Below are 20,393 nucleotides of genomic sequence, written 5' to 3'. Positions count from 1 at the left end.
CAAAAGGTTGGATCATATTATAATTACATTGAAGGTTAAGGATAGATATAAAAAACGTAGACAACAATGTGGAGGAACCGTCATTGAGTGATCATGTACTGAGACCCTATCAGGTTCCACGCGGTCCCATAGGTTTGATGGGCCGGATTTATAAGCATGTACTGCCCGAAACGCAGCAGAATCTCGACATTTGGCGCAAGGCGGCGGATGAGATTCCTGATCCTGAGTTAAGGAAACAGGCGCTTGCGAGTATTGAAAGTAAAGAATTCCACTGCTTGGGCGGCGCAGTTTATGCGGCTGGCAATATGCCAGAGAGGCACACACTCATTCCGTTGATTGTGTCCTACCAGACCATCAGTGATTATCTGGATAATTTATGCGACCGAAGTACCTCTATGGATCCTGAAGACTTCAGGCTGCTTCATCAATCCATGCTGGACGCCGTTGATCCCGAGGCGGTGCCGGTTGATTATTATGCCCTGCACCAGGAGGATCAGGATGGGGGTTACCTCCAGAGCCTGGTTACAAGCTGTCAGAATCGTGTCCGGCAGCTGCCTGGGTATGAGGCGGCCAAGCCGTATATTCAGGATCTGGCCAGACTGTATACCGATCTTCAGGTTTACAAGCACATCAAACCTGAGCTTCGCGAGCAGGCGCTGCTGGATTGGTGGCAGCTGCACAAGAACCGGACGCCTGAATTATACTGGAATGAGTTTGCGGCTGCAACAGGCTCCACCCTGGGTGTATTCATGCTGTTTCTGGCGGCAAGCGACAGACGGCTGACCAGCGAACAGGCGGCTGTCATCCACGCTTCCTATTTTCCTCATGTATGCTGTCTGCATATTATGCTGGATTATCTGATCGATCAGGATGAAGACCGGCTGGGCGGCGATCTGAATTTTTGCAATTACTATCAGAACGCTGAAGAGATGCTGGACCGAATCGCATTTATTGTGGAACGCGCGCGGGAAGATGTAATGAACATTCCCTCAAGTTCATTCCACAAGATGATTATCGAGGGATTGCTTGCATTATATTTATCCGATCCTAAAGTAAGTGAGCAGCAGGAAGTCCGCACTGTGTCCAAGCGATTGATGAAGAAGAGCCCGTTGATGCGACTGTTCTTCCTGGTCAACAGCCAATGGATCCGCAGGCGTTTTATGAGAAATATGAGGGGGAAACATTCATGACAGCAGTTAAAAAGATTGCAGTACTGACAAGTGGCGGAGACTCACAGGGGATGAACGCAGCAGTGCGTGCGGTTGTGCGCAGTGCCCTGTATTTCGGACTTGAGGTTTATGGTATTCAGCGCGGTTATCAAGGCCTGCTTAACAGCGATATTTTCCCGATGGATCTACGCAGTGTAGGAGACATTATTCAGCGCGGGGGTACGGTGCTTCAATCTGCACGCTGTAAGGAATTCATGACACCTGAAGGCCAGCAGAAGGGGGCCCAGATCCTCCGCGACCACGGCATTGATGGCCTGGTGGTTATTGGCGGAGACGGATCCTACCAAGGCGCGAACAAGCTGAGCAAGCTGGGGATCAAGACGATGGGCCTGCCGGGCACGATCGATAATGACATCTCTTATACGGATTACACGATTGGCTTTGACACCGCTGTCAGCATTGTAGTGGACGCGATCAACAAGCTTCGGGATACGATGTCTTCCCATGAACGTTCTTCAATTGTAGAGGTTATGGGCCGTCACTGCGGGGATATCGCTCTTCATGCCGGTCTAGCCTCCGGGGCGGAGACGATTTTGGTTCCTGAAGTGGAGTACAGCCTCGAGGAAGTATCCGAGCGGATGAAGCAGAATTTCGCCCATGGCAAACGCCACAGTATCATCATTGTTGCTGAAGGTGCAGGCAGCGGCGATCTTGTAGCTCAGGAAGTGCTGAAGAGCTGTCCAAGCTATGAGCCTCGTGTAACCGTTCTTGGCCATATTCAGCGCGGCGGAACGCCAACCGCATTCGACCGCAACCTTGCCAGCCGCCTCGGTGATTTCGCCGTACGCAAGTTGATTGAAGGTGAATCTGACAAAGCCTGCGGGATCATCAAAGGCGAGCTGGTGACAACTGATATCGACAAAGTCGTAAATACCAAAAAGCCATTCAACATGGAGCTTTACGAACTGGCACTGCGCCTGTCGCAATAATTGCTGAGTTTCTATATCCCAACAGTACAAAAAGCCTGAATCCTATTACTAAGGATTCAGGCTTTTGTGATTAAAGCCATTTATTTTGGATTTAATGGAAGAATGCCCTTTGCATGTTTACGCTGAACCACGACAAGCCGCCATAATAAGGTGATGGCCCCTACAGCAAGACCGGTGATCAGACCAATCCAGTATCCGAATGCACCAAAGCCTGAATAATTGGCCGTGATATAGCCGACGGGCAAAGCAATCAGCCAGTAAGACACAAAAGTGAGAAAGAAGGCTGGATTCACGTCCTTGTAACCCCGCAGCGCACCCTGGGTAGGTGTGGCAATCGCATCTGAAATTTGAAAAAAAATCGCATAGATCAAAAATTGCTGCGTCAGTTCAATCACATGTAAATCCTTTGAATACAGCCCGGCTACCTGCTGTCCGAAGACCACGAGAATGACTGCGGCGAGGAGGGAGAGGACCACAGCAGATCCGATACCGAGTATGCTGTACTGCCCTGCATCCTTCGTCCGCTTGGCACCAACCTCATAACCGACCAGAATGGTCAGGGCCATACAGATACTCACCGGGATCATGTACAGGGTAGAAGCAAAGTTGATAGCTGCCTGATGTGCTGCAATCGTCATGGTGTCATACCGGCTCATCATGAGCGTTACAGCCGCGAAGACGGCGGTTTCGAAGAAGGTTGCGAATCCAATCGGTACGCCAATCTTCAGGAGTTCTTTCCATTTGGCTAATGAGACCCCATACCATCGGCGGAAGATGCTGTAGCCGGCGAACGGCTGCATTTTATGGGCGAATACGATAGCGATGAGGAAGATAATCCAGTAGGTAACCGCCGATCCTACACCTGAACCTACGCCGCCGAGACGCGGGAATCCCCAGTTTCCATAAATAAAGAGATAGTTAATGAAAATATTTACGGGCAGGGAGATCAGCGTGATCAGCATGGTAACGCGTGTCTGTCCCAGCGCATCCATGAAGCTGCGCAGAACCGTATACCCGAACAGCGGTATAACGCCAAAGGCCATGGCCGATAGATAGTACAGAGCAACGCTGCGAACCCGGCTCTCCAGTCCAAGGCTGTCCAAGATCGGTTGGAGGCTTAGAGCGCCGACACCGATCACAAGCCCGGCAATCAGCAGGGCCAGCCATAGACCCTGAATCACTTGGTAACCGATCTGATCCTTGCGTCCTCGACCCAGCATCTGCGCAACCATCGGTGTAATGGCAATCAAAATACCGCTGAGTCCTGTCTGAATCGGATTCCATAAGCTGACGCCGATGGCGACACCCGCCAGATCAGCAGGACTGTAGCGCCCCGACATGTTTGTATCGAAGAAGGTCATGGCTGACAATGCTACCTGGGTCACCAGAATAGGAAGAAGGATAACAGCGAATTGGCGCCATTTTTCGCCGAGAGAAGCAGTTGGTTTCATAAAATGACCTACTTTGCTGTGATATAGAGAACAGTTCAATCACTAATTGTAGCGGAACCGTGTCAGGTTGACCAGAGTAAAGAAACACAAAAAAATCCGCCATAGAGGCGGATTAGATGATGTTCGTAAGGAATGATGTGCAGATGGGATAATGTATAGTATCGTTATGATTTCGGCAGGCGCCAGGAGTCCCGCAGGACACTTTTTTATTTATAATTAACTCCTTGTGTATACCGGTTGGTTGCGTTCCAGAGCAAATATTCATTTACATTCATGTCATGCAAAGCCCGGATCTGATCCTCCACCTGCTGTTTGCCGTATTTTTCGTAGTGGCCGCTGCCCAGCCAGCTTGCTGTGAAATCCTGGATCCATGGGCGAATGACCGGCTTATAACTGCCGATAGGATCTAATTTTTTGTGAGTATCTAAAATGGAACCCTTGATGGTCTGATACGGATTTTTATCCGGATCTTTGACACCGAACCAACCCGTTGTGTAATGGCTGGGGTAAATCATCGGTGAGATGACATCCACATTTTTCGAGATTTTCACAAAATCCTGCCCGATCCCTTCAGCGGCCGGGACGGAAGCTGCGTACCCGAAGATATCTACCGAGACCCGGACACCCAGCGGCTCCAGCTGCTGCTTCGCATACTGAACAAAGTCCGAAACCACGTCAACACGCGATTTGTCTGACTTTGTATATTTCAGCTTGTCTGCACGTTTTTCGAATCCTTCAGGGAATCGTACATAATCAAACTGAATTTCCTTGAACCCTAGCTGAGCGGCCTCTTTGGCAAGTTCAACGTTGTAATCCCAGACTTCTTTATTATAAGGGTTGACGAAGCTGTCGCCTTTCCCGTTTTTCCAGATGGTTCCGTCCGGATTGACATAAGAGAGCTCTGGATGCTTGTTAGCCAGGATCGTATCTTTGAATACAACAATACGAGCAATCGGATATACGTTGTGTTTCTGCAGCCGTGCCATCAACTGATTCATGTCTTTAATAAATTTCTGTGGTTTCCCCATCTCTTGCAGCTTGGCGTTCTGGGTGGGGTATGTAATGTAACCAGCATCATCTTTAAGGTCAATAACCATCGAATTCAAATCCGTTGAATCAATCAGATCAAGCAGCTGTGTCATACGAGAGCCGCCTGCACTGTATGCCGTGACGTAAATGCCTCTAACCTCAGGAGCGTCGGGCTGTGGATCAACTTTGGCAGAAGAGCTGCCAGTTCCATCCGGGTTTGCTGTTTGCCCCTGGGTGCCTGTGCCTTGATGTGTGATCCCCTGGATGACGGCCTGATTGATCGATGTTTCCCAGGAAGCGGCTGTCTGAGGACCTCCTGCAGCCGGCGTGCTGTTCATGCTTCCCAACGTAAGCGCCAATATGGTCCAAAATAAGTTCATGATCCGAATCTCTCCCTTGATTTGCATTCCAAGGCTATTATAGCCAAAAGCGTATAACAGAAAGGAACAGCATTGTAACAATTCTCGAGCCTTTCCGACAAGTATCTTTGTAGATTATACACGAGCTTTTGTGCTTTTGAATCGGACAAAGGACACGAATCAGGGAGAATATGGCATGGGAAGTCAGAAGGGATAAGGGATGAGCGGAATTATGGACGTGGGCAAAAAAAATAATGCCGTTCCATCCGGAATGAACTTCCGAACGAAACGGCAGGTGTGCTGCTTAATGCAGAAACAGGTTAATCTGGTGTTCGCAAATGCTGTATTGAATGATTTCCATGGCATCCTCTGGCTCCAGGATACTAATGCCGTCGCGCAGGACGATTAGTGAATTCAGTTCGTTCTGCTTCAGGAAGGGAAGCATCTCTGGGAACCATCTCATGACGATTTCAGACAGTGTTACCGTTTCTGTTTCCACAAAATCACCCTTTCCCAGTTCGAATTGGAAAAGCAGAATGCCTGTGTAACAATCGGGTAAATCTGAAGTTCATGAATCTTAGGAACCGCGCACTACTAGTATAACACCGAATTGAGTAAAATTACACTTTACATTTGCACCATCTTCTGATTATCTTCTTCGAAATGAACCCATCACGCCGACGGTTTCCACGATATTGACGAAAGCGCCGGGGTCAGTTTGCTTGATAATCCGTTTCAGTTCAGCCAACTCATACCGGGTGGTAACCGTCATCAGCATATCCTTCTCCGTATGGGAAAAAGCACCTTCGGATTTGATCTTGGTCACACCCCGCGGGAGTGCCAGCAGACTGGCCAGCAGCTCTTCGGTATGGCTGGTAATGATGAACAGAGTGACCTTCGTATGGCTGATATGGATCAAATCCACAACTTTACCTGTAATGTAAATTGAGACCATGGAAGCCAGCGCGATATTCCAATCATTATTCAAATATCCAGCAGCCAGAATGACGAGACCGTTCAGGCCCACCAGTACCATACCGACAGGGAAATCACGGTATCGGGTAACGATAGAGCCTACAATATCGAAACCGCCCGAGGATCCGCCTACCCTGAATGAAATGCCTGCCCCGATACCGACAAGCACACCGCCGACAACAGCGGCCAGAAAGGCATCAGTCGCCACGGCCTTGACGGGAACGACGGCAATCAACCAGGTTGTCGCGACGACGGACAGCATACTGAAGCTGATAAATCTTTTGCCGAGAATAAACCAGCCCGCAGCGAGAATCGGGATGTTCAATACAAAATACATGACGCTGATGTCAAAGCTGGTAAAATAGCCAATCAGCATGGAGAGGCCGGATACGCCGCCGCTCAGCTGATGATGGGGGATAAGGAACAGATTAAAGCCGCAGGCGATAAAGGCTGCACCAATCACAATGACCAGACTGTTCCATAGCACTTTTAACAAATTCATTTCACCTCATTGAACTTAATTCAAATCCAGAGTAGTCAGCTTATTTGCAGTCTGCTGGTATTTGTGAATTGATTTATGGTATACTATTGATTGGATATTCTTGAGTAGGAATCTATTTGAAAATAAAGCTTCAATTTTTAATGGTTAACAACTGCCTTTGTGTAGTTTTTGTTAGATTCGGGGTGTAAATACCCGTCCTAAATATCTGGTTTTATTTGGGTACATGCAAACATTTGCGCCTTACGGGATAGCCTATAAACATTGCCGCTACTTAAGAATACAGACAAGATCGTGGAATGTCCACCATGTCCACTATATAGAAGGAGTATGAATAAATTTGACGACATTTGCAGATTTTGATTTAGAACCGAAGGTATTGCAGGCCATTACCGAGCTGGGATTTGAGGAGGCAACTCCAATCCAGGCAAAGTCAATTCCTATTGCGCTGTCAGGCAGAGACATGATCGGCCAAGCCCAGACAGGTACAGGTAAGACAGCAGCTTTTGGTATTCCCCTTATTAACAAAATCCCTAAGACGGACGAGAAGATCAGAGCCCTGATTATGGCTCCTACCCGCGAATTGGCGATCCAGGTGTCCGAAGAGATCGAGAAACTGTCCCGCTTCAAGGGCATCCGTACCCTTCCGATCTACGGCGGTCAAGACATCGTTCGCCAGATCCGTGCACTGAAAAGAAAGCCTCAAGTTATTATCGGCACACCAGGTCGTTTACTTGACCATATCAACCGCAAAACGATCAAGCTGGAAGATGTTCAGACCGTCGTTCTTGACGAAGCGGACGAAATGCTGGATATGGGCTTCATGGAAGACATTCAGTCGATCCTAAAGCAGGTACCGGACGAGCGCCAGACGCTGCTGTTCTCGGCAACGATGCCTTCCAACATCCAAAAGCTGGCTCAACAGTTCCTCAGAGATCCTGAGCACGTATCGGTTATTCCTAAGCAGGTAAGTGCACCGTCGATCGATCAGGCTTACATTGAAGTTCCTGAACGTCAGAAGTTCGAAGCGCTGAGCCGTTTGCTTGATATGGAATCTCCTGAACTGGCGATCGTGTTCGGTCGTACGAAGCGCCGGGTAGACGAGCTGTCCGAAGCACTGCAGAAGCGCGGTTACTCCGCTGACGGTCTGCATGGTGACTTGTCCCAGAACCAGCGTGATACCGTTATGCGCAAATTCCGTGACGGCAGCATTGACGTTCTGGTAGCAACTGACGTAGCTGCACGCGGTCTCGACGTTTCCGGTGTAACTCATGTTGTGAACTTTGACCTTCCACAGGATCCCGAGAGCTATGTACACCGTATCGGCCGTACAGGCCGTGCGGGTAAAGAGGGTGCAGCTTGGTCCTTCGTAACGCCTCGTGAGATGGATCACTTGCACTTCATCGAGCGTGTGACACGTCACCGCATTCCTCGCAAGCCGCTGCCTACATTGGCTGAGGCGATTGAAGGCAAACAGCGTATCACTGCTGAGCGTATGCTTGAAACTGTGCAGAGCGGTGAGCTGAATGAATACAAAGGTCTGGCAATCCAATTGCTGGAACAATATGATTCGGTACAGCTTTTGTCTGCAGCATTGAAACTGATGACTGGCGAGAAGAAGGACTCCAACATTGAGTTGACTCCTGAGGATCCGATCCGTGCTAAGCGCCGCAGACCAGATGTGCGCTCAAGCGGACGTAAGCCATCCAACTACGGCGGTAAAGGCGGCTACAGTCGTGACAACAACCGCAGTGGCGGCGGCGGCGGAAGAGGCGGCTATTCTTCCCGCGGCAAAGAGGGCGGCTACAGCCGTGACAATAACCGCGGGGACCGTAAGCCTCGTCCAAGCTACAGCGGTGAGAACCGTCGTCCAGCGAAGCGTGAAGACAGCAACGAATAATTATCAATGAACTCAAACCGAAGCGCGTGCGCTTCGGTTTTTTTTGTAAAGGATTAAGTTGAGCGAACTACAGGATAAAAGTTTTGCTGATGATGACCAAAAGAATGAAAAGCACCAGAATTGCACCTGTTGATGTCCAGACACCGCCTGGATAACCTGCAACATGAGACATATGATAACCTCCTTAAGTCTTCAATTCATCGTTTATACGTAAGCATTGTATGGCAAATGTCAGGGGATTGACTAGACGAATGACCCGGTCCCGATAAAATGGGCATCAGCCGGGTACTGGCTTTTAGGGGTAAACATGCGTTATATTAGTAGTAAAGCATATTGGAGCGCAGTTGAATAAGCTGATCATTTGTGCCGGAGGAAGCTGTGGAGTGTCCGTATTTCCCGGTGAGATGGTAGACGCACCTGCTGCGGAGGAGGAGAGTTTTTTGGAATTTAAAGGCGCGATGGGCGGTATTTACCGACTGACGGAGTGGATCACCCGTTTTGCAGCGACCAACCTGCTGTGGATTTTATGTTCTTCGCCGTTCGTATTCTGCTTTGTTATGAAGCTGCTGCTAATGAACCAGAACTTTACGAATGAATCACTGCAAATGAACTGGGCTATGGGTATTGTGGCACCGCTTACATTATTCCCGGCGACGGCTGCTATGTTTACGGTAGTCCGTAAATGGGTGATGGGCGATAGTGATATCAAAATTTTTAAAACGTTTTTTAGAGGGTTCAAGGAAAATTATCTGCAAAGCTTGATTGGCGGTATTTTCTATACACTTCTTTTTGTAGTTATGTATGTGGATTACAAAGTGTATATGGCTCAGTTCCCGAACCTGCAGCTGGTGGGTATAGTCATGCTGATTCTGCTGCTGCTGCTCTTTGTCTCCCTGTTTAATTTCTTCTCAATGGTTGCTCATTACCATATGTCTATTGGACTTATTATCAAAAATGCAATTTTGCTCACCCTGATCCGTCCGTTCCGGGTGTTCTCGACGCTGATCGGCAGCGGTGTGCTGGTCTACATCGGCGTGTTGTATCCGGTACTGTTCGCTTTCTTTATTGGTGCTCTTATTGCTTGGCTGGCTTTCTTCAACTTCTATGGCACATTCCTCAAGATGCAGACGCAGATGGAGAAGATGCAGGCGGCTGCAGAAGAAGAAGGTGAAGAGACAAACCCTGTCATCGACAACGAAACGAAAACCAAATAATTGGAGTTAACGCAGCGTTTACTTTTAGCTCTAATGGGGTTATAATACTTATACATCCTGCGGTGTACGCCTCGGTTATTCGTTGTTTTGAACCAATGACATTGTCTAGGGAGATTAACACGGTACGCGGCCGACCAGCCCTGTCTATATGACAAGGGGACTTCGTAAGCGTTTCCTGCAGTCACCCACCTGCTGAAGCAGGTTCAGAAGACACTATAATCGGACGGCATTGCGGGTCTATATGATTCATGACAGAGCTTGGCTAATTCCTGATACAGGATAAGCTGAGCTCTTTTTATATACCTATAATAAACCGTTTACACTCTTCTCTTTTGTTATCGCTTCAACAATGGTACACTAGGTCTATATAAGCCTTGATACAGAAAAAGGGGGAAACGTCTTGTCGTTAAAGAGAACCTTGGTTGGTGTAGTACGCAGCCATGAAGGCACAAGCGACCGCGCGAAGGATCCGAAGATGAAAACTCGCTATTATAATCTTTCTAGAGATAAAGCATGGGAAGAGGTATCCTCGACGCTAAAGAAAGTTCCTGGCTTCAAAGTGCTTCATGAAGTGCCGTCGGTAGGAGAGATTACGATGGAGAAACGAACCGGATTCGGCCGGACGATTGATATTACAGTTTCGATTCTCTCGGTTACTCCGGTCCGAAGTGCGGTTGATATTTATTCGGCTTCCCGCGGTTCACTTGGCGACATGGGGGCTAATTACCGGATTATTATTCAACTGTTCAGTATTCTGGACAAGAAGCTGGCACAATATAAAGTACACAGTTAAGTCTGACAGTAAAAAAGCGAGGAAGGGGATCCTTCGCTCGCTTTTTCCATGTCTGCCTTCTAGAGAAGATGTTTGACCGCCTGGATAGCTGAATCATAATCCGGATGCTCGGACATTTCTTTGAGGTACTCAACATAAACAATCTTGTCATTCTGATCCAGAACAAAAATAGAACGCATGTCCAGCTGCAGCTCCTGAATCAGCACACCATAGGATTGACCAAAGCTGCGCTGCTTGTAATCAGAGAGTGTCAGTACCCGGTCAATGCCGGCTGCACCACACCAACGGGCTTGGGCGAATGGCAGATCAACGCTTACGGTAAGAACCGCTACCTGATCACCCAGCTCTGCGGCTTCCGTATTGAAACGGCGGGTCTGCGCGTCACACACACCGGTATCCAGTGAAGGGGCAACGCTGATCAGTTTAATTTTGCCAGCAAAGTCCTTGAGAGATACTTCTTCAAGCAAATTTTTGTTGAGAGTAAAATCAGGCGCTTTGTCGCCTGGTTGCAGCTGCGGACCCAGCAGCGTGATGGGGCTGCCTTTGAATGTAGCGACACCCGTACGTTGTTCAGTCATTATGTAAAACCTCCATGTGGTGAATGTTTGGTCTTTCCATATGAAATCCATTATAATCTTTAGTAAGGAATAAAGTCCAATTCAGGACCAACTTAATCTTGAAGGAATTGATATGGAATGATTTTTATCAGGTATGAGAACTGGAGAAGTTATCTGCGTTATTATCCGGTCACCTCACTTATTTTGCTGATCAACCTTATTATGTTCTTCGTCCTTACCTTTAACGGCGGTTCAACGAATGTGATGACGCTCGTTCGGTTTGGGGCTTTATTGAATGATTCTCCCTTTGATGCACAGCTCTGGCGCTATCTGACGTCCATGTTTTTGCATGCGGGATTTGACCATCTGCTGTTCAACTGCTTTGCCCTGCTGGTGTTCGCCCCGCCGCTGGAACGTTTGCTCGGCTCGTGGCGTTATGCGTTGCTGTATCTGGGAAGCGGGCTGCTCGGGAATATTATCTCGATTGCCCATTACAATGCGGCCGCAGAGGCGACGGTTATGATCGGGGCATCCGGAGCGATTTATGGGGTCTACGGAGCGTTTTTGTATATTGCCCTGTTCCAGCGGCAGATGATGGATGAGGCTTCACGCAAAACGCTTTACACGCTGTTAGGCTTCGGGATTATTTTCTCCTTTGCGGTAGCGAATGTGAACTGGATGGCGCATTTCGGAGGCCTTATCGGCGGTTTCTTTATTTATGGTCTGATGCTTCGGCTGCTGAAACGGCGCATCATCCGGCAGCATAAGCGGGATTAAGTAAAAACAATTGAGTGAATGCGGATCAAAGGAATGGAGCGATTAAGGAAGTGGAATTAAGACAGCTGCAGTATTTTATGAAGGTAGCACAGAAAGAGCATGTAACCCAGGCTGCCGAAGAACTCCATGTTGCACAGTCAGCCGTCAGCCGACAAATTCATCAGCTGGAAGAAGAACTGGGAGTTAATTTGTTTATGCAAAAAGGACGGAACCTGCAGCTGACCGCTGTGGGACAGCTTTTCTGCAAGCGGGTCGAAGGGATTATGAAGGATCTGGAGCGAGCTGTAACAGAGGTGCATGAGTTTCTGGACCCCGAACAGGGGGAGATCCGCATTGGCTTTCCGCACAGTCTGGGTATCCATCTGATTCCATCAGTGGTTGCTGAATTCAAGCATCGTTATCCTAATGTTAAATTTCGGTTCAAGCAGGGGAAATTCCCGTCCTTGATTAAGGATCTGATGTCGGGTGAAGTAGATCTTGCTTTTGTTTCGCCATTTCCCGAGAGCCATGATCAGGTGGCAGGGGATATTGTACTGACAGAGGAGCTCTTTGCGATCCTTCCGCCGAACCATCCGCTGGCACAAGAGGAGAGTATTTCTCTGGAACAGCTGAAGGATGACAAATTTATTCTCTTCAGCAGCGGGTACTCACTCCGTCCTATCGTCTGGGATGCTTGTCTTCAAGCCGGATTTACGCCTTCCATCGCTTTTGAGAGTGAGGAGACAGATGCGATTCGCGGCCTGGTGGCTGCAGGAATGGGAGTCAGTCTGCTGCCAGAAATGGCGCTCTTTCAGACAAATCCGCTGCAGCCGGCGCGAGTGCCCATTGCGGAGCCCAAAGTGACACGCACCATCGGTTTGATTCACAGGGCTGATGACAAGCTGCCGCTGGTAGCCGAATCGTTTCGTAACTTCCTGCTGCGCTATTTTGGACTATCTAATGAAAATACCCCAATCGGTAAATAACCGATTGGGGTATTTTGTTATAAGCGATATTCTGTTATTCGTCCCGGCTGTTGAAGATACCGATGTAACGAATCAGTTCCAGCAGAGAGATCAGAGCGGCTGCTACATAAGTCAGAGCAGCTGCGTTAAGCACCTTGGCAACCCCGCGTTCCTCATTGTTGCGGATATAGCCTTCCTCGACCATAACGCGGCGTGCGCGGTTAGATGCGTTGAATTCAACCGGCAGCGTAATCAGCTGGAAAAATACGGTTGCCGAGAAGAAGATGATACCTAAGCCGATCAGGTTAAATGCCTGGAACAATAAGCCTGCAATCAGCAGGAAGGGGGCAATCCCGGAAGCAATGTTCACGATCGGGAAGATGCGGTGACGCAATGTCAGCATCGGATAGTGCTCCTTATGCTGAATGGCATGGCCCACTTCGTGGCAGGCAACCGAGATAGCTGAGATCGAACGTTCGTAATATACCGGTTCCGAAAGGCGGACAACGCGGTGAATTGGATCGTAGTGATCGGATAGAGCGCCGGGTACCGGTTCAATCGGTACATCGTCCAGTCCATTGCTGTCGAGCATGTGACGGGCTGCATCGTAACCGGTCATGCCGCTCTCATTACCGACTTGAGCCCATTTGTTAAAAGTTCCTTTGACCCGGAATTGAGCCCAAAGGGAAAATATAAATGCAATAATAATCAAAATGTACATGCCATCAAAATACATAGCTCATCCTCCAAGTCGAAAATGTGTCATTAAAATGGATCAAAGTATGCTCTGTTCAAGCAGAATCTTCAGAGCTTCCAGGCTCGCAGCGCTGCGTGCCAGCAAATTCAACAGCGGCTTGCGGTCCTGTGGGGCTTTAGCCTGATCGAGAAGTGGCTTCAGTTCGCTTACCTCTCGCTCCAGCCGCGCCATCTGCATTTCCAGACTGGTCAGCTTCTCTGTAACCTTCTCCTCTTCGGATACCATGTTCCACTTCTGCAGACTGTTCTTGATTTCTTCCAACGTATACTTCTCTTGTTTCATCTTATTAATACGTTCCAAGCGAATGATGGTTTCACTATTATACAGCCGGTAATTCTTCAGAGTACGTTCCTCCGGGGAGATTAAACCCAGCTTGGTATAATAATCGATGGTACGTTCGCTGACGCCGGCCGTCTTGGCCAACTCACCGATTCGGTACAATTTCATATCCCCAATGTTAATCACCTCGCGACAATGATCATAATGAAACTTCTAGTGTGCATCATTGCAGCAAACAGGCTGCAGGCACAGGCCCAAGCCTGCATAACAAGGGTTGGACCTACGAAATATGATACATGAAAGTTAACCATACAGTCAAACGTTATGCTTTGGACAGCTCTCTATTAGTTATATGAAGGTGCGGTAAGGAAGATGGCATTCCTAACTCCAAAAGTATATTTTTTATTTTCATAAAATTTCTCTTGTCAAGTTTGTTGCTCTCTGCTTATAATGACATTAACAATTTCACATTGTGTGAAGTAAGTTGACATTAGAGGGAGTGGGGTACATGAGAAAGAAAATGATGATGGTGCTGTTAGCAATGCTGACTTTACTGGCGTTTCCAGTAGGTGCATTTGCTGCAGCGGCGGACGGTCCAACCAACGTTCAACTGCAGGCTGGGCTTAACTCTGCCTTTACGTTCTTGGCTTTTATTCTTGTATTCTTTATGCAAGCCGGATTTGCACTGCTGGAAGCCGGTTCAACACGGATGAAGAACGCCGGCCACGTAGCAGGTAAGACAATCCTAACTACAGGCGTTGCAGCCTTGGCCTTCTGGGCATTGGGATTCGGACTTGGCTTTGGTAATGATGGCGGCAACGGATTTATGGGACTGACCGGATTTTTCCTTAGCGGAGCGGATGCTATCACTTCTTTTGATTCCCTCTCCAGTCTGGATGTACCGGTGACGATTATGTTCCTGTTCCATTTCGCTTTCGCAGCGGTGTCTCTGTCTATCGCATGTGGCGGTATGGCTGAACGCGCGAAACTGAGTGTATACATTGTATTTGGAATTTTGTTCTCCATTATTATTTATCCGGTCGTTGCTCACTGGGTATGGGGCGGCGGCTGGTTGAGCAAGCTCGGTATGCAGGACTATGCCGGTTCCACGGTGGTCCACCTGACAGGTGCGACAGCGGCACTGGTAGCAACCTTCCTGTTGAAACCACGACTCGGCAAGTTCAATAAAGACGGCAAGCCTAATGCAATTCCTGGTCACAACCAGGTTTACTCCATTATTGGTGTAATCATTCTGTGGTTCGGCTGGTTCGGATTCAACCCGGGCAGCGCCGTATCGGCCATGGGTGACGGGTTCTTCGGTTATGTTGCACTGACTACAAATATTGCTGCAGCTGCAGGCGGCGTATTCGCTCTGCTGGTATCCTGGATGGTATTTGGGAAAGCTGACATTCCAAGCATGCTGAACGGTGTTCTGGCAGCCCTGGTTGCCATTACGGGCTCCTGTGCATTTGTTGCTCCGTGGGCCGCTCTGGTGATCGGTGCAGTTGCAGGTATTATCACTTTCTTCACAGCACAGTGGTTTGAGCGTGCAGGGCTGGATGATCCGGTTTATGCATTCTCTGTACACGGTATTGCGGGGATGTGGGGTGCGATCTCCACAGGTTTCTTCGCTACACCGGAACTGGCTTCAGTAGGCCAAGCGGGCTTGTTCTACGGCGGCGGATTCCATCAATTGGGTGTTCAGCTGCTTGGTATGGTTGGTACCTTTGTATTCGTACTTGTTATCTCCTTCATTATCCTTGGCGGTATGAAAGCGATTATGGGCATCCGGGTTACAGAAGAAGAAGAGACTATGGGGCTGGATATCAGCGAGCATGGTACTTACGGGTATCCGGAGCAAATGAAGCTGGTTACTGATGCTGAAGCGCGTGCTCCCAAAAGTGGTTCTTTCTCCTAATTTGAAATAAGGAACTGCAAGTTGTGCGCGGCAGCGGGAGGCGAGACGATGGAACCCCTCAGAACAGACCGAATTGAAATGAATTACGATGATATCAGGTTGGCGGATACGCCGGAAAATCTTAGACAGGAACGGATACAGCTGCAAAACAGGCTGATTCAATCCATGGGAACGGTGCCGATTCAGCAGTGGATATCCAAGATGAATGAGGTTCACGACCATATCGCTTCCAGAGCTGTGGTGCTGTGTGAAATAGGGATGGAAGAGGAAGGCTTCGGCCCTCCTCCCGTCCCTTATGCCTTTATTGTCTTTGGCAGTGCAGGACGAAAGGAATCGACCCTGTGGAGTGATCAGGATAACGGCTTGATTATTTCAGATGAAGAGGCAGAAGGTAAGGAGGGATACTTTAACGAATTTGGCACCAGGCTGTCCACCATGCTTCATTCATTAGGTTATCCCTATTGTGAAGGTAAGGTAATGTGTTCGGAGCCATTATGGAGGCAGACGATTTCTTCCTGGAAAAGACAAATCGAAGAGTGGTGCAGTGACGATGCCTGGGAACCGATCCGTTATCTCATTATCGCTTCGGATATGAGGCATATTGCAGGAGATACCCAGCTTTCGACATCTTGGAAGCAAACCTTCCATTACTGCTTTGAATTGCGTTCCGACCTCGCCTACGCCGTATTGCGCAATACGGTAAGGCATAAGGCAACGCTGAATATTCTCGGCAGGGTCGTGACGGAACGATTCGGAGAACATGCTGGAGCATTTGATGTCAAGTATGGTGCGTATATTCCGCTTGTTAATGCTGTAAGGTATTTGGCTCTGCAGCATGGAATAACAGAATCTTCTACGCTCAAGCGGCTGGAGAAGCTGTCTATGCTGGAAGCGGCGCCGCTTCCGTTTTTGGAAGCTTGTACGAGAGCTTTTTTAACATCTTTAAAATTGAGGAACAGCACACCGACAGAGCGGCAGCAGGATGGTCTGCTTGTCAGCAGTGGTTACATGCCTATGAACATGCTGAAGAGCAGGGAGCAGGGGTATGAACTGCGTGAGAGCCTGGGGATTGTCCGCCGGATTCATCGGGTATTGCAGCGCCAGCTGCGGTTTGCGGAAAGGAGACGAACATGAGAGAGCCGGTCAGGGGAAACAATGGTTTTTGGAGTGCGTTAAGGCAGGGCGGAGTACCGTCTGCCATTGCGTCCGTTTTTGGTGCCCCGACCGCTCAACAGATGGCCTTTATCCGGTCCGTTATGAGGGAACAGCGCAGACCGGAGACACTGCGGATTCCTCTGCAGGAACTGGAGGTTATCGTGTTCGATCTGGAAACGACCGGTTTTAACGCTCAGCGAGGCGATGAGATTATATCTTTTGGAGCGGTAAAAGTAGTTGGAGAGCGGATTATGGAAGATGAACAATTCTATACACTAGTCAACTCCCGCAAACCGGTGCCCCCTCATATAACGGAACTAACGGGTATTACCCAGGAAATGAATGATGAGGCGCCAAGATTGATCGAAGGGCTTCACGACTTTATGTCTTTTGTGGGAAACCGTGTATTGGTCGCCCATGCCAGCGCTCATGATAAGGCTTTTCTGAATGCAGCACTCTGGAAAACCTCGAAGGTACAGCTACATCACCGGGTCATTGATACGATGATGATCGCCAAATGGTTGGAACCCAACCGGGAGCATTACGGGCTGGACGAACTGCTTCAGGATCATGACATTCCAATTGCAGGAAGACACCATGCCTTGAATGATTCCATGATGACGGCTTGCCTGTGGGCTGAATATGTTCAGGAAATGATGAATGATAAGGTAGCCACACTTGGTGATATGTACGCCCGTTTAAGTCAGTGACAGAGAGACTGGCGTTAGCTTGAAGGGTGCAGAGCGGGACTCGCGGTCAATACGAAATAATGAGCAGTCCAGATGCCCGCTGTCCGGATGGACACATCCGATGCCATACAGCTTGAGCAGTTCTCCGATATGCTGCAGGGCAGCGAGGTCTTCTGATGAAGGATTCAAGCCGCCGGAGGGATGGGAATGGATAATTCCGATCATGTTGCGGGAATGCAGCACATGATGTACCCATTGACCGGGATCGGCCGAAAAATGATGCAGCGGGTCAGGCGCTACGTTGCGCATAGGCTCGAAGGAGCGGATGTGCATGCCGCCCGCTGCAGCTTCACCCAGTAAGATTCCGCAGGCCTCGTAAGGCGAAGTGTGGTGAAAATGTTCCTTGATGTCCCGCAGGGTCATCCGGGATATGTACACTGTATGCTCGTGCTGACGAGGTTCTGCCACCCGTATTCACCCCTCTCTTTTTTCCCTTGGGCCCCTGCCTTGTGCGGGGGCTCCTTTTTTGTTGTAATGAATGGCTTCAAACTGGACACAATGGAAAAGAAGCACGAAGACCGCCAGGTCTGGAAGGGAAGGAAATCTAGATGTCTGTCTGCAAACACGATGAACCAAAGGGTTTCAAGCAGCTCCTCGGTAAGGTGCTGAGGACAACAGCGCTGCTCAGCTGTGCTTTGATGTTCACCGCAGAAGTGTCTGCAGCGGCGGCCGATGTGCCTGCGCTACAGAATGCAATGGGGGAAGGGCTGCCGGCGCCGTCTTTTACACTAAAAGGACTTGATTCTAAGCCGTATTCTGTAGGGGGGCGCCGAGACAAACCTCTGATCATTAACTTCTGGGCTTCATGGTGCGGTCCCTGCCGGCAGGAAGCGCCGCTTCTTCAGAAACTGGCAAAAACTTACCATAATCAGCTGGATGTTTATGCCGTTAATGTTACCCAGTATGACCAGATTCAAGATGCGGCCGATTTCACCCGATCCTTTGGATATACTATGCCGGTTCTGCTCGATACCAAGGGGGACGTGTTCGGACAGTATCAAGGTGCTGCATTTCCTACTACCATTCTGGTAGATCGTAACGGCATTGTCGTCTCCGTTATGATCGGGTCCGTCTCGGAAGCCCGGCTGATGAGCAAGCTAACACCATTGATTGAGGAACCGGAGAAGGCGGAACATAACAATCCCCTGACCTGGCTGGACCTGGCAGGGGAAGATGATTAAATTTAATGGTTGTGCAATCCGGGATTGGCAATAGACGGGGTAAGTATCTGTTCGTCCGGTGAGGCTTCCAGTAAAGCATAACGGAAGCTGTCCACCAGCGCTTCCCAACTTGCTTCAATCACGTTCTCGGATACGCCGACCGTGCTCCAGGAATCCTCATAGTTCTTGGATTCAATCAGTACTCTGACTTTGGCTGCTGTGGCGTCTTTTTCATCCAGTACGCGTACCTTATAGTCGGACAGGTGCATATCTTTTAATGAAGGAAAATGTTGAACAAGTGTTTTGCGCAGCGCGTTATCCAGTGCGTTAACGGGACCGTTGCCTTCGGCGGCTGTATAAAGGCTCGTGCCGGCAATGTTGATTTTAACGAAGGCTTCAGATACAACGGATCGTCCCGCCGTTTTCTCCACCAGTATCTTAAAGGATTCGAACGTGAACAGTTCCCGGACCTGACCGTTGGCCTCACGGATCAGAAGTTCCAGGGAAGCATCGGCCCCTTCGAACTGATAGCCCTGGTGTTCAAGGTTTTTGATTTTGTCAATCACCTCACGGGCCGGAGGGCTGGTAGCGTCAAAATCAATGCCCATTTCCTGCGCTTTGGAGACGATATTGCTCTGTCCAGCCAGATCGGACACCAGAACCCGCTGTTTGTTCCCGACCAGCTCAGGCTGGATATGTTCATACGTTCGCGAGTCGCGCAGAATGGCAGAAACATGAATACCGCCCTTGTGGGCAAAAGCGGCGCTCCCGACGTAAGGCTGGTTAACCGGCATGTTCACATTAGCGACCTCACTGACGTAGCGGGCTACATTGGACAGCTGTGCCAGTGCTTTCTCCTCAAGGCATTCAAAGCCTAGCTTGAGCTGAAGGTTCGGGATGACGGAACATAGGTTGGCATTACCGCAGCGTTCTCCGTACCCGTTCATCGTTCCCTGAACCTGACGGGCACCGGCCTGGATGGCACTGAGGGTATTCGCGACCGCAAGTTCACAGTCATTATGCGTATGAATTCCGAGCTGTACATTCGTCAAATTGGACGATAATGCGGTAATAATGCCGTGAACTTCGTGGGGCATAGTGCCGCCGTTCGTATCACACATGACGAGCCAATCTGCGCCCGCTTCAGCTGCTTTCTGCATAACTGAGACAGCGTATTCAGGATTATGCTTGTAGCCGTCGAAAAAGTGTTCCGCGTCGAAGATGACTTCCAGGCCGCTTTGCTTCAGAAACGCGACAGAGTCATAAATCATGGCAAGGTTCTCTTCCAGACTTGTCTGCAGGGCAGTATGAACATGAAAGTCCCAGGATTTACCCACAAGGGTGGCGGCGGCGGCACCTGATTCAATAATCCGCTGCAGGTTGGCGTCAGTATGGGCTGCGCTGTCCTTGCGGCGGGTGCTGCCAAAGGCGGTAATCTTGGCAGAGAGACCAAGGGTCTGCACTCTTTTGAAAAATTCGATATCCTTGCTGTTACTGCCCGGAATCCCGCCTTCGATATAATGAACACCGAGGTAGTCCAATTTCTGAGCAATCTTAAGTTTATCGTCTGCGGACAAGCTGATGCCTTCTCCCTGCGTGCCATCACGCAGTGTGGTATCGAAGATGGAAATGGCCTTGGACATGAAGATCCCCCTTCAGGTATGAAGTTTGCTTACAATCTCAAATTCAACTTTTAATTAGTTATTATAGCAGTTCTTA

21 protein-coding genes and 1 other RNA gene are annotated in these 20,393 nt (G+C 49.2%); 12 read left to right on the top strand and 10 right to left on the bottom strand.

Annotated features, from left to right (window positions below; translation table 11 throughout):
* Positions 1-137: 137 nt before the first annotated feature.
* Positions 138-1,190 carry a tetraprenyl-beta-curcumene synthase family protein gene (locus Q5741_RS06280; protein WP_305023352.1) on the top strand — a complete coding sequence of 351 codons (1,053 nt, stop codon included), beginning with the start codon at positions 138-140 and terminating at the stop codon, positions 1,188-1,190.
* Positions 1,187-2,158 (top strand): 6-phosphofructokinase, encoded by a 972-nt coding sequence (pfkA, locus tag Q5741_RS06275; RefSeq protein ID WP_305023200.1) that lies wholly within the window; start codon positions 1,187-1,189, stop codon positions 2,156-2,158. The genes Q5741_RS06280 and pfkA overlap by 4 nt, the downstream gene beginning before the upstream one ends.
* Positions 2,159-2,238: 80 nt before the next feature.
* Here pfkA and Q5741_RS06270 read toward each other — a convergent pair whose 3' ends face one another.
* The 4 genes from Q5741_RS06270 to Q5741_RS06255 form a co-directional block, all read right to left on the bottom strand.
* The gene (locus tag Q5741_RS06270) at positions 2,239-3,609 is read right to left on the bottom strand and encodes an MATE family efflux transporter (protein WP_305023199.1); all 1,371 of its coding nucleotides are present in this window, start codon (positions 3,607-3,609) and stop codon (positions 2,239-2,241) included.
* Between the two features lie 206 nt (positions 3,610-3,815).
* Complete coding sequence (locus tag Q5741_RS06265) at positions 3,816-5,018, bottom strand: putative glycoside hydrolase (RefSeq protein WP_305023198.1); 1,203 nt, start codon at positions 5,016-5,018, stop codon at positions 3,816-3,818.
* Between the two features lie 283 nt (positions 5,019-5,301).
* Entirely contained in the window at positions 5,302-5,496 is a 195-nt protein-coding gene (locus Q5741_RS06260; RefSeq protein ID WP_305023197.1) for a hypothetical protein, read from the bottom strand.
* A 150-nt stretch (positions 5,497-5,646) separates the two neighbouring features.
* Positions 5,647-6,474 carry a YitT family protein gene (locus Q5741_RS06255; RefSeq protein WP_407074318.1) on the bottom strand — a complete coding sequence of 276 codons (828 nt, stop codon included), beginning with the start codon at positions 6,472-6,474 and terminating at the stop codon, positions 5,647-5,649.
* 337 nt (positions 6,475-6,811) lie between these two features.
* On the opposite strand from Q5741_RS06255, the gene Q5741_RS06250 reads away from it, so the two are divergent.
* Positions 6,812-8,371 (top strand): DEAD/DEAH box helicase, encoded by a 1,560-nt coding sequence (locus Q5741_RS06250; protein WP_305023196.1) that lies wholly within the window; start codon positions 6,812-6,814, stop codon positions 8,369-8,371.
* A gap of 67 nt (positions 8,372-8,438) precedes the next feature.
* Here the strand turns inward: Q5741_RS06250 and Q5741_RS06245 are convergent, their stop codons facing one another.
* Positions 8,439-8,543 carry a sporulation protein YjcZ gene (locus Q5741_RS06245; protein WP_305023195.1) on the bottom strand — a complete coding sequence of 35 codons (105 nt, stop codon included), beginning with the start codon at positions 8,541-8,543 and terminating at the stop codon, positions 8,439-8,441.
* Between the two features lie 268 nt (positions 8,544-8,811).
* Here Q5741_RS06245 and Q5741_RS06240 point away from each other — a divergent pair, with 268 nt between their 5' ends.
* The 3 genes from Q5741_RS06240 to Q5741_RS06230 all read left to right on the top strand — a co-directional run bounded on the left by Q5741_RS06240 (position 8,812) and on the right by Q5741_RS06230 (position 10,378).
* On the top strand, positions 8,812-9,585 hold the full coding sequence (locus Q5741_RS06240; protein ID WP_305023350.1) for a YesL family protein: 774 nt from the start codon (positions 8,812-8,814) through the stop codon (positions 9,583-9,585).
* 51 nt (positions 9,586-9,636) lie between these two features.
* Positions 9,637-9,827: non-coding RNA, 6S RNA (gene ssrS / locus Q5741_RS06235), on the top strand.
* Between the two features lie 158 nt (positions 9,828-9,985).
* Positions 9,986-10,378, top strand: coding sequence for a DUF1499 domain-containing protein (locus tag Q5741_RS06230; protein ID WP_305023194.1), 393 nt, complete (start codon positions 9,986-9,988; stop codon positions 10,376-10,378).
* 59 nt (positions 10,379-10,437) lie between these two features.
* On the opposite strand, the gene tpx is transcribed toward Q5741_RS06230, so the two are convergent.
* Entirely contained in the window at positions 10,438-10,956 is a 519-nt protein-coding gene (gene tpx / locus Q5741_RS06225; protein WP_305023193.1) for a thiol peroxidase, read from the bottom strand.
* Between the two features lie 117 nt (positions 10,957-11,073).
* On the opposite strand from tpx, the gene Q5741_RS06220 reads away from it, so the two are divergent.
* Both Q5741_RS06220 and Q5741_RS06215 read left to right on the top strand, forming a co-directional pair.
* Positions 11,074-11,712 carry a rhomboid family intramembrane serine protease gene (locus tag Q5741_RS06220; protein ID WP_305023192.1) on the top strand — a complete coding sequence of 213 codons (639 nt, stop codon included), beginning with the start codon at positions 11,074-11,076 and terminating at the stop codon, positions 11,710-11,712.
* A 50-nt stretch (positions 11,713-11,762) separates the two neighbouring features.
* Positions 11,763-12,677: a LysR family transcriptional regulator gene (locus Q5741_RS06215; RefSeq protein ID WP_305023349.1), complete on the top strand. Its 915-nt coding sequence runs from the start codon at positions 11,763-11,765 to the stop codon at positions 12,675-12,677.
* Between the two features lie 34 nt (positions 12,678-12,711).
* Here the strand turns inward: Q5741_RS06215 and Q5741_RS06210 are convergent, their stop codons facing one another.
* Positions 12,712-13,392, bottom strand: coding sequence for a zinc metallopeptidase (locus Q5741_RS06210; RefSeq protein ID WP_305023191.1), 681 nt, complete (start codon positions 13,390-13,392; stop codon positions 12,712-12,714).
* Between the two features lie 39 nt (positions 13,393-13,431).
* A complete protein-coding gene (locus Q5741_RS06205) occupies positions 13,432-13,860 on the bottom strand; it encodes a MerR family transcriptional regulator (protein ID WP_305023348.1) in 429 nt (142 codons plus the stop codon).
* A gap of 340 nt (positions 13,861-14,200) precedes the next feature.
* Between Q5741_RS06205 and Q5741_RS06200 the strand changes: the two genes are divergently transcribed.
* From Q5741_RS06200 to Q5741_RS06190, 3 genes are read left to right on the top strand one after another with little or no spacing between them, the layout of a single operon-like run.
* Complete coding sequence (locus Q5741_RS06200; RefSeq protein WP_305023190.1) at positions 14,201-15,610, top strand: ammonium transporter; 1,410 nt, start codon at positions 14,201-14,203, stop codon at positions 15,608-15,610.
* A gap of 48 nt (positions 15,611-15,658) precedes the next feature.
* Entirely contained in the window at positions 15,659-16,744 is a 1,086-nt protein-coding gene (locus Q5741_RS06195) for a DUF294 nucleotidyltransferase-like domain-containing protein (RefSeq protein ID WP_305023189.1), read from the top strand.
* Complete coding sequence (locus Q5741_RS06190; RefSeq protein ID WP_305023188.1) at positions 16,741-17,475, top strand: exonuclease domain-containing protein; 735 nt, start codon at positions 16,741-16,743, stop codon at positions 17,473-17,475. The genes Q5741_RS06195 and Q5741_RS06190 overlap by 4 nt, the downstream gene beginning before the upstream one ends.
* On the opposite strand, the gene Q5741_RS06185 is transcribed toward Q5741_RS06190, so the two are convergent.
* Positions 17,464-17,922 carry a Mov34/MPN/PAD-1 family protein gene (locus Q5741_RS06185; RefSeq protein WP_305023187.1) on the bottom strand — a complete coding sequence of 153 codons (459 nt, stop codon included), beginning with the start codon at positions 17,920-17,922 and terminating at the stop codon, positions 17,464-17,466. The two genes, Q5741_RS06190 and Q5741_RS06185, sit on opposite strands and share 12 nt — an antisense overlap.
* Positions 17,923-18,062: 140 nt before the next feature.
* Between Q5741_RS06185 and Q5741_RS06180 the strand changes: the two genes are divergently transcribed.
* Positions 18,063-18,695 (top strand): TlpA family protein disulfide reductase, encoded by a 633-nt coding sequence (locus tag Q5741_RS06180; protein ID WP_305023186.1) that lies wholly within the window; start codon positions 18,063-18,065, stop codon positions 18,693-18,695.
* A 2-nt stretch (positions 18,696-18,697) separates the two neighbouring features.
* Here Q5741_RS06180 and cimA read toward each other — a convergent pair whose 3' ends face one another.
* Positions 18,698-20,317, bottom strand: a complete 1,620-nt coding sequence (cimA, locus tag Q5741_RS06175; RefSeq protein ID WP_305023185.1) for a citramalate synthase — start codon at positions 20,315-20,317, stop codon at positions 18,698-18,700.
* Between the last annotated feature and the right edge of the window lie 76 nt (positions 20,318-20,393).

Origin of the sequence: Paenibacillus lacisoli (genome assembly GCF_030580655.1) — a bacterium.
GTDB lineage: Bacteria > Bacillota > Bacilli > Paenibacillales > Paenibacillaceae > Paenibacillus > Paenibacillus lacisoli.
This window is presented reverse-complemented; position numbering and strand designations above follow the sequence as displayed.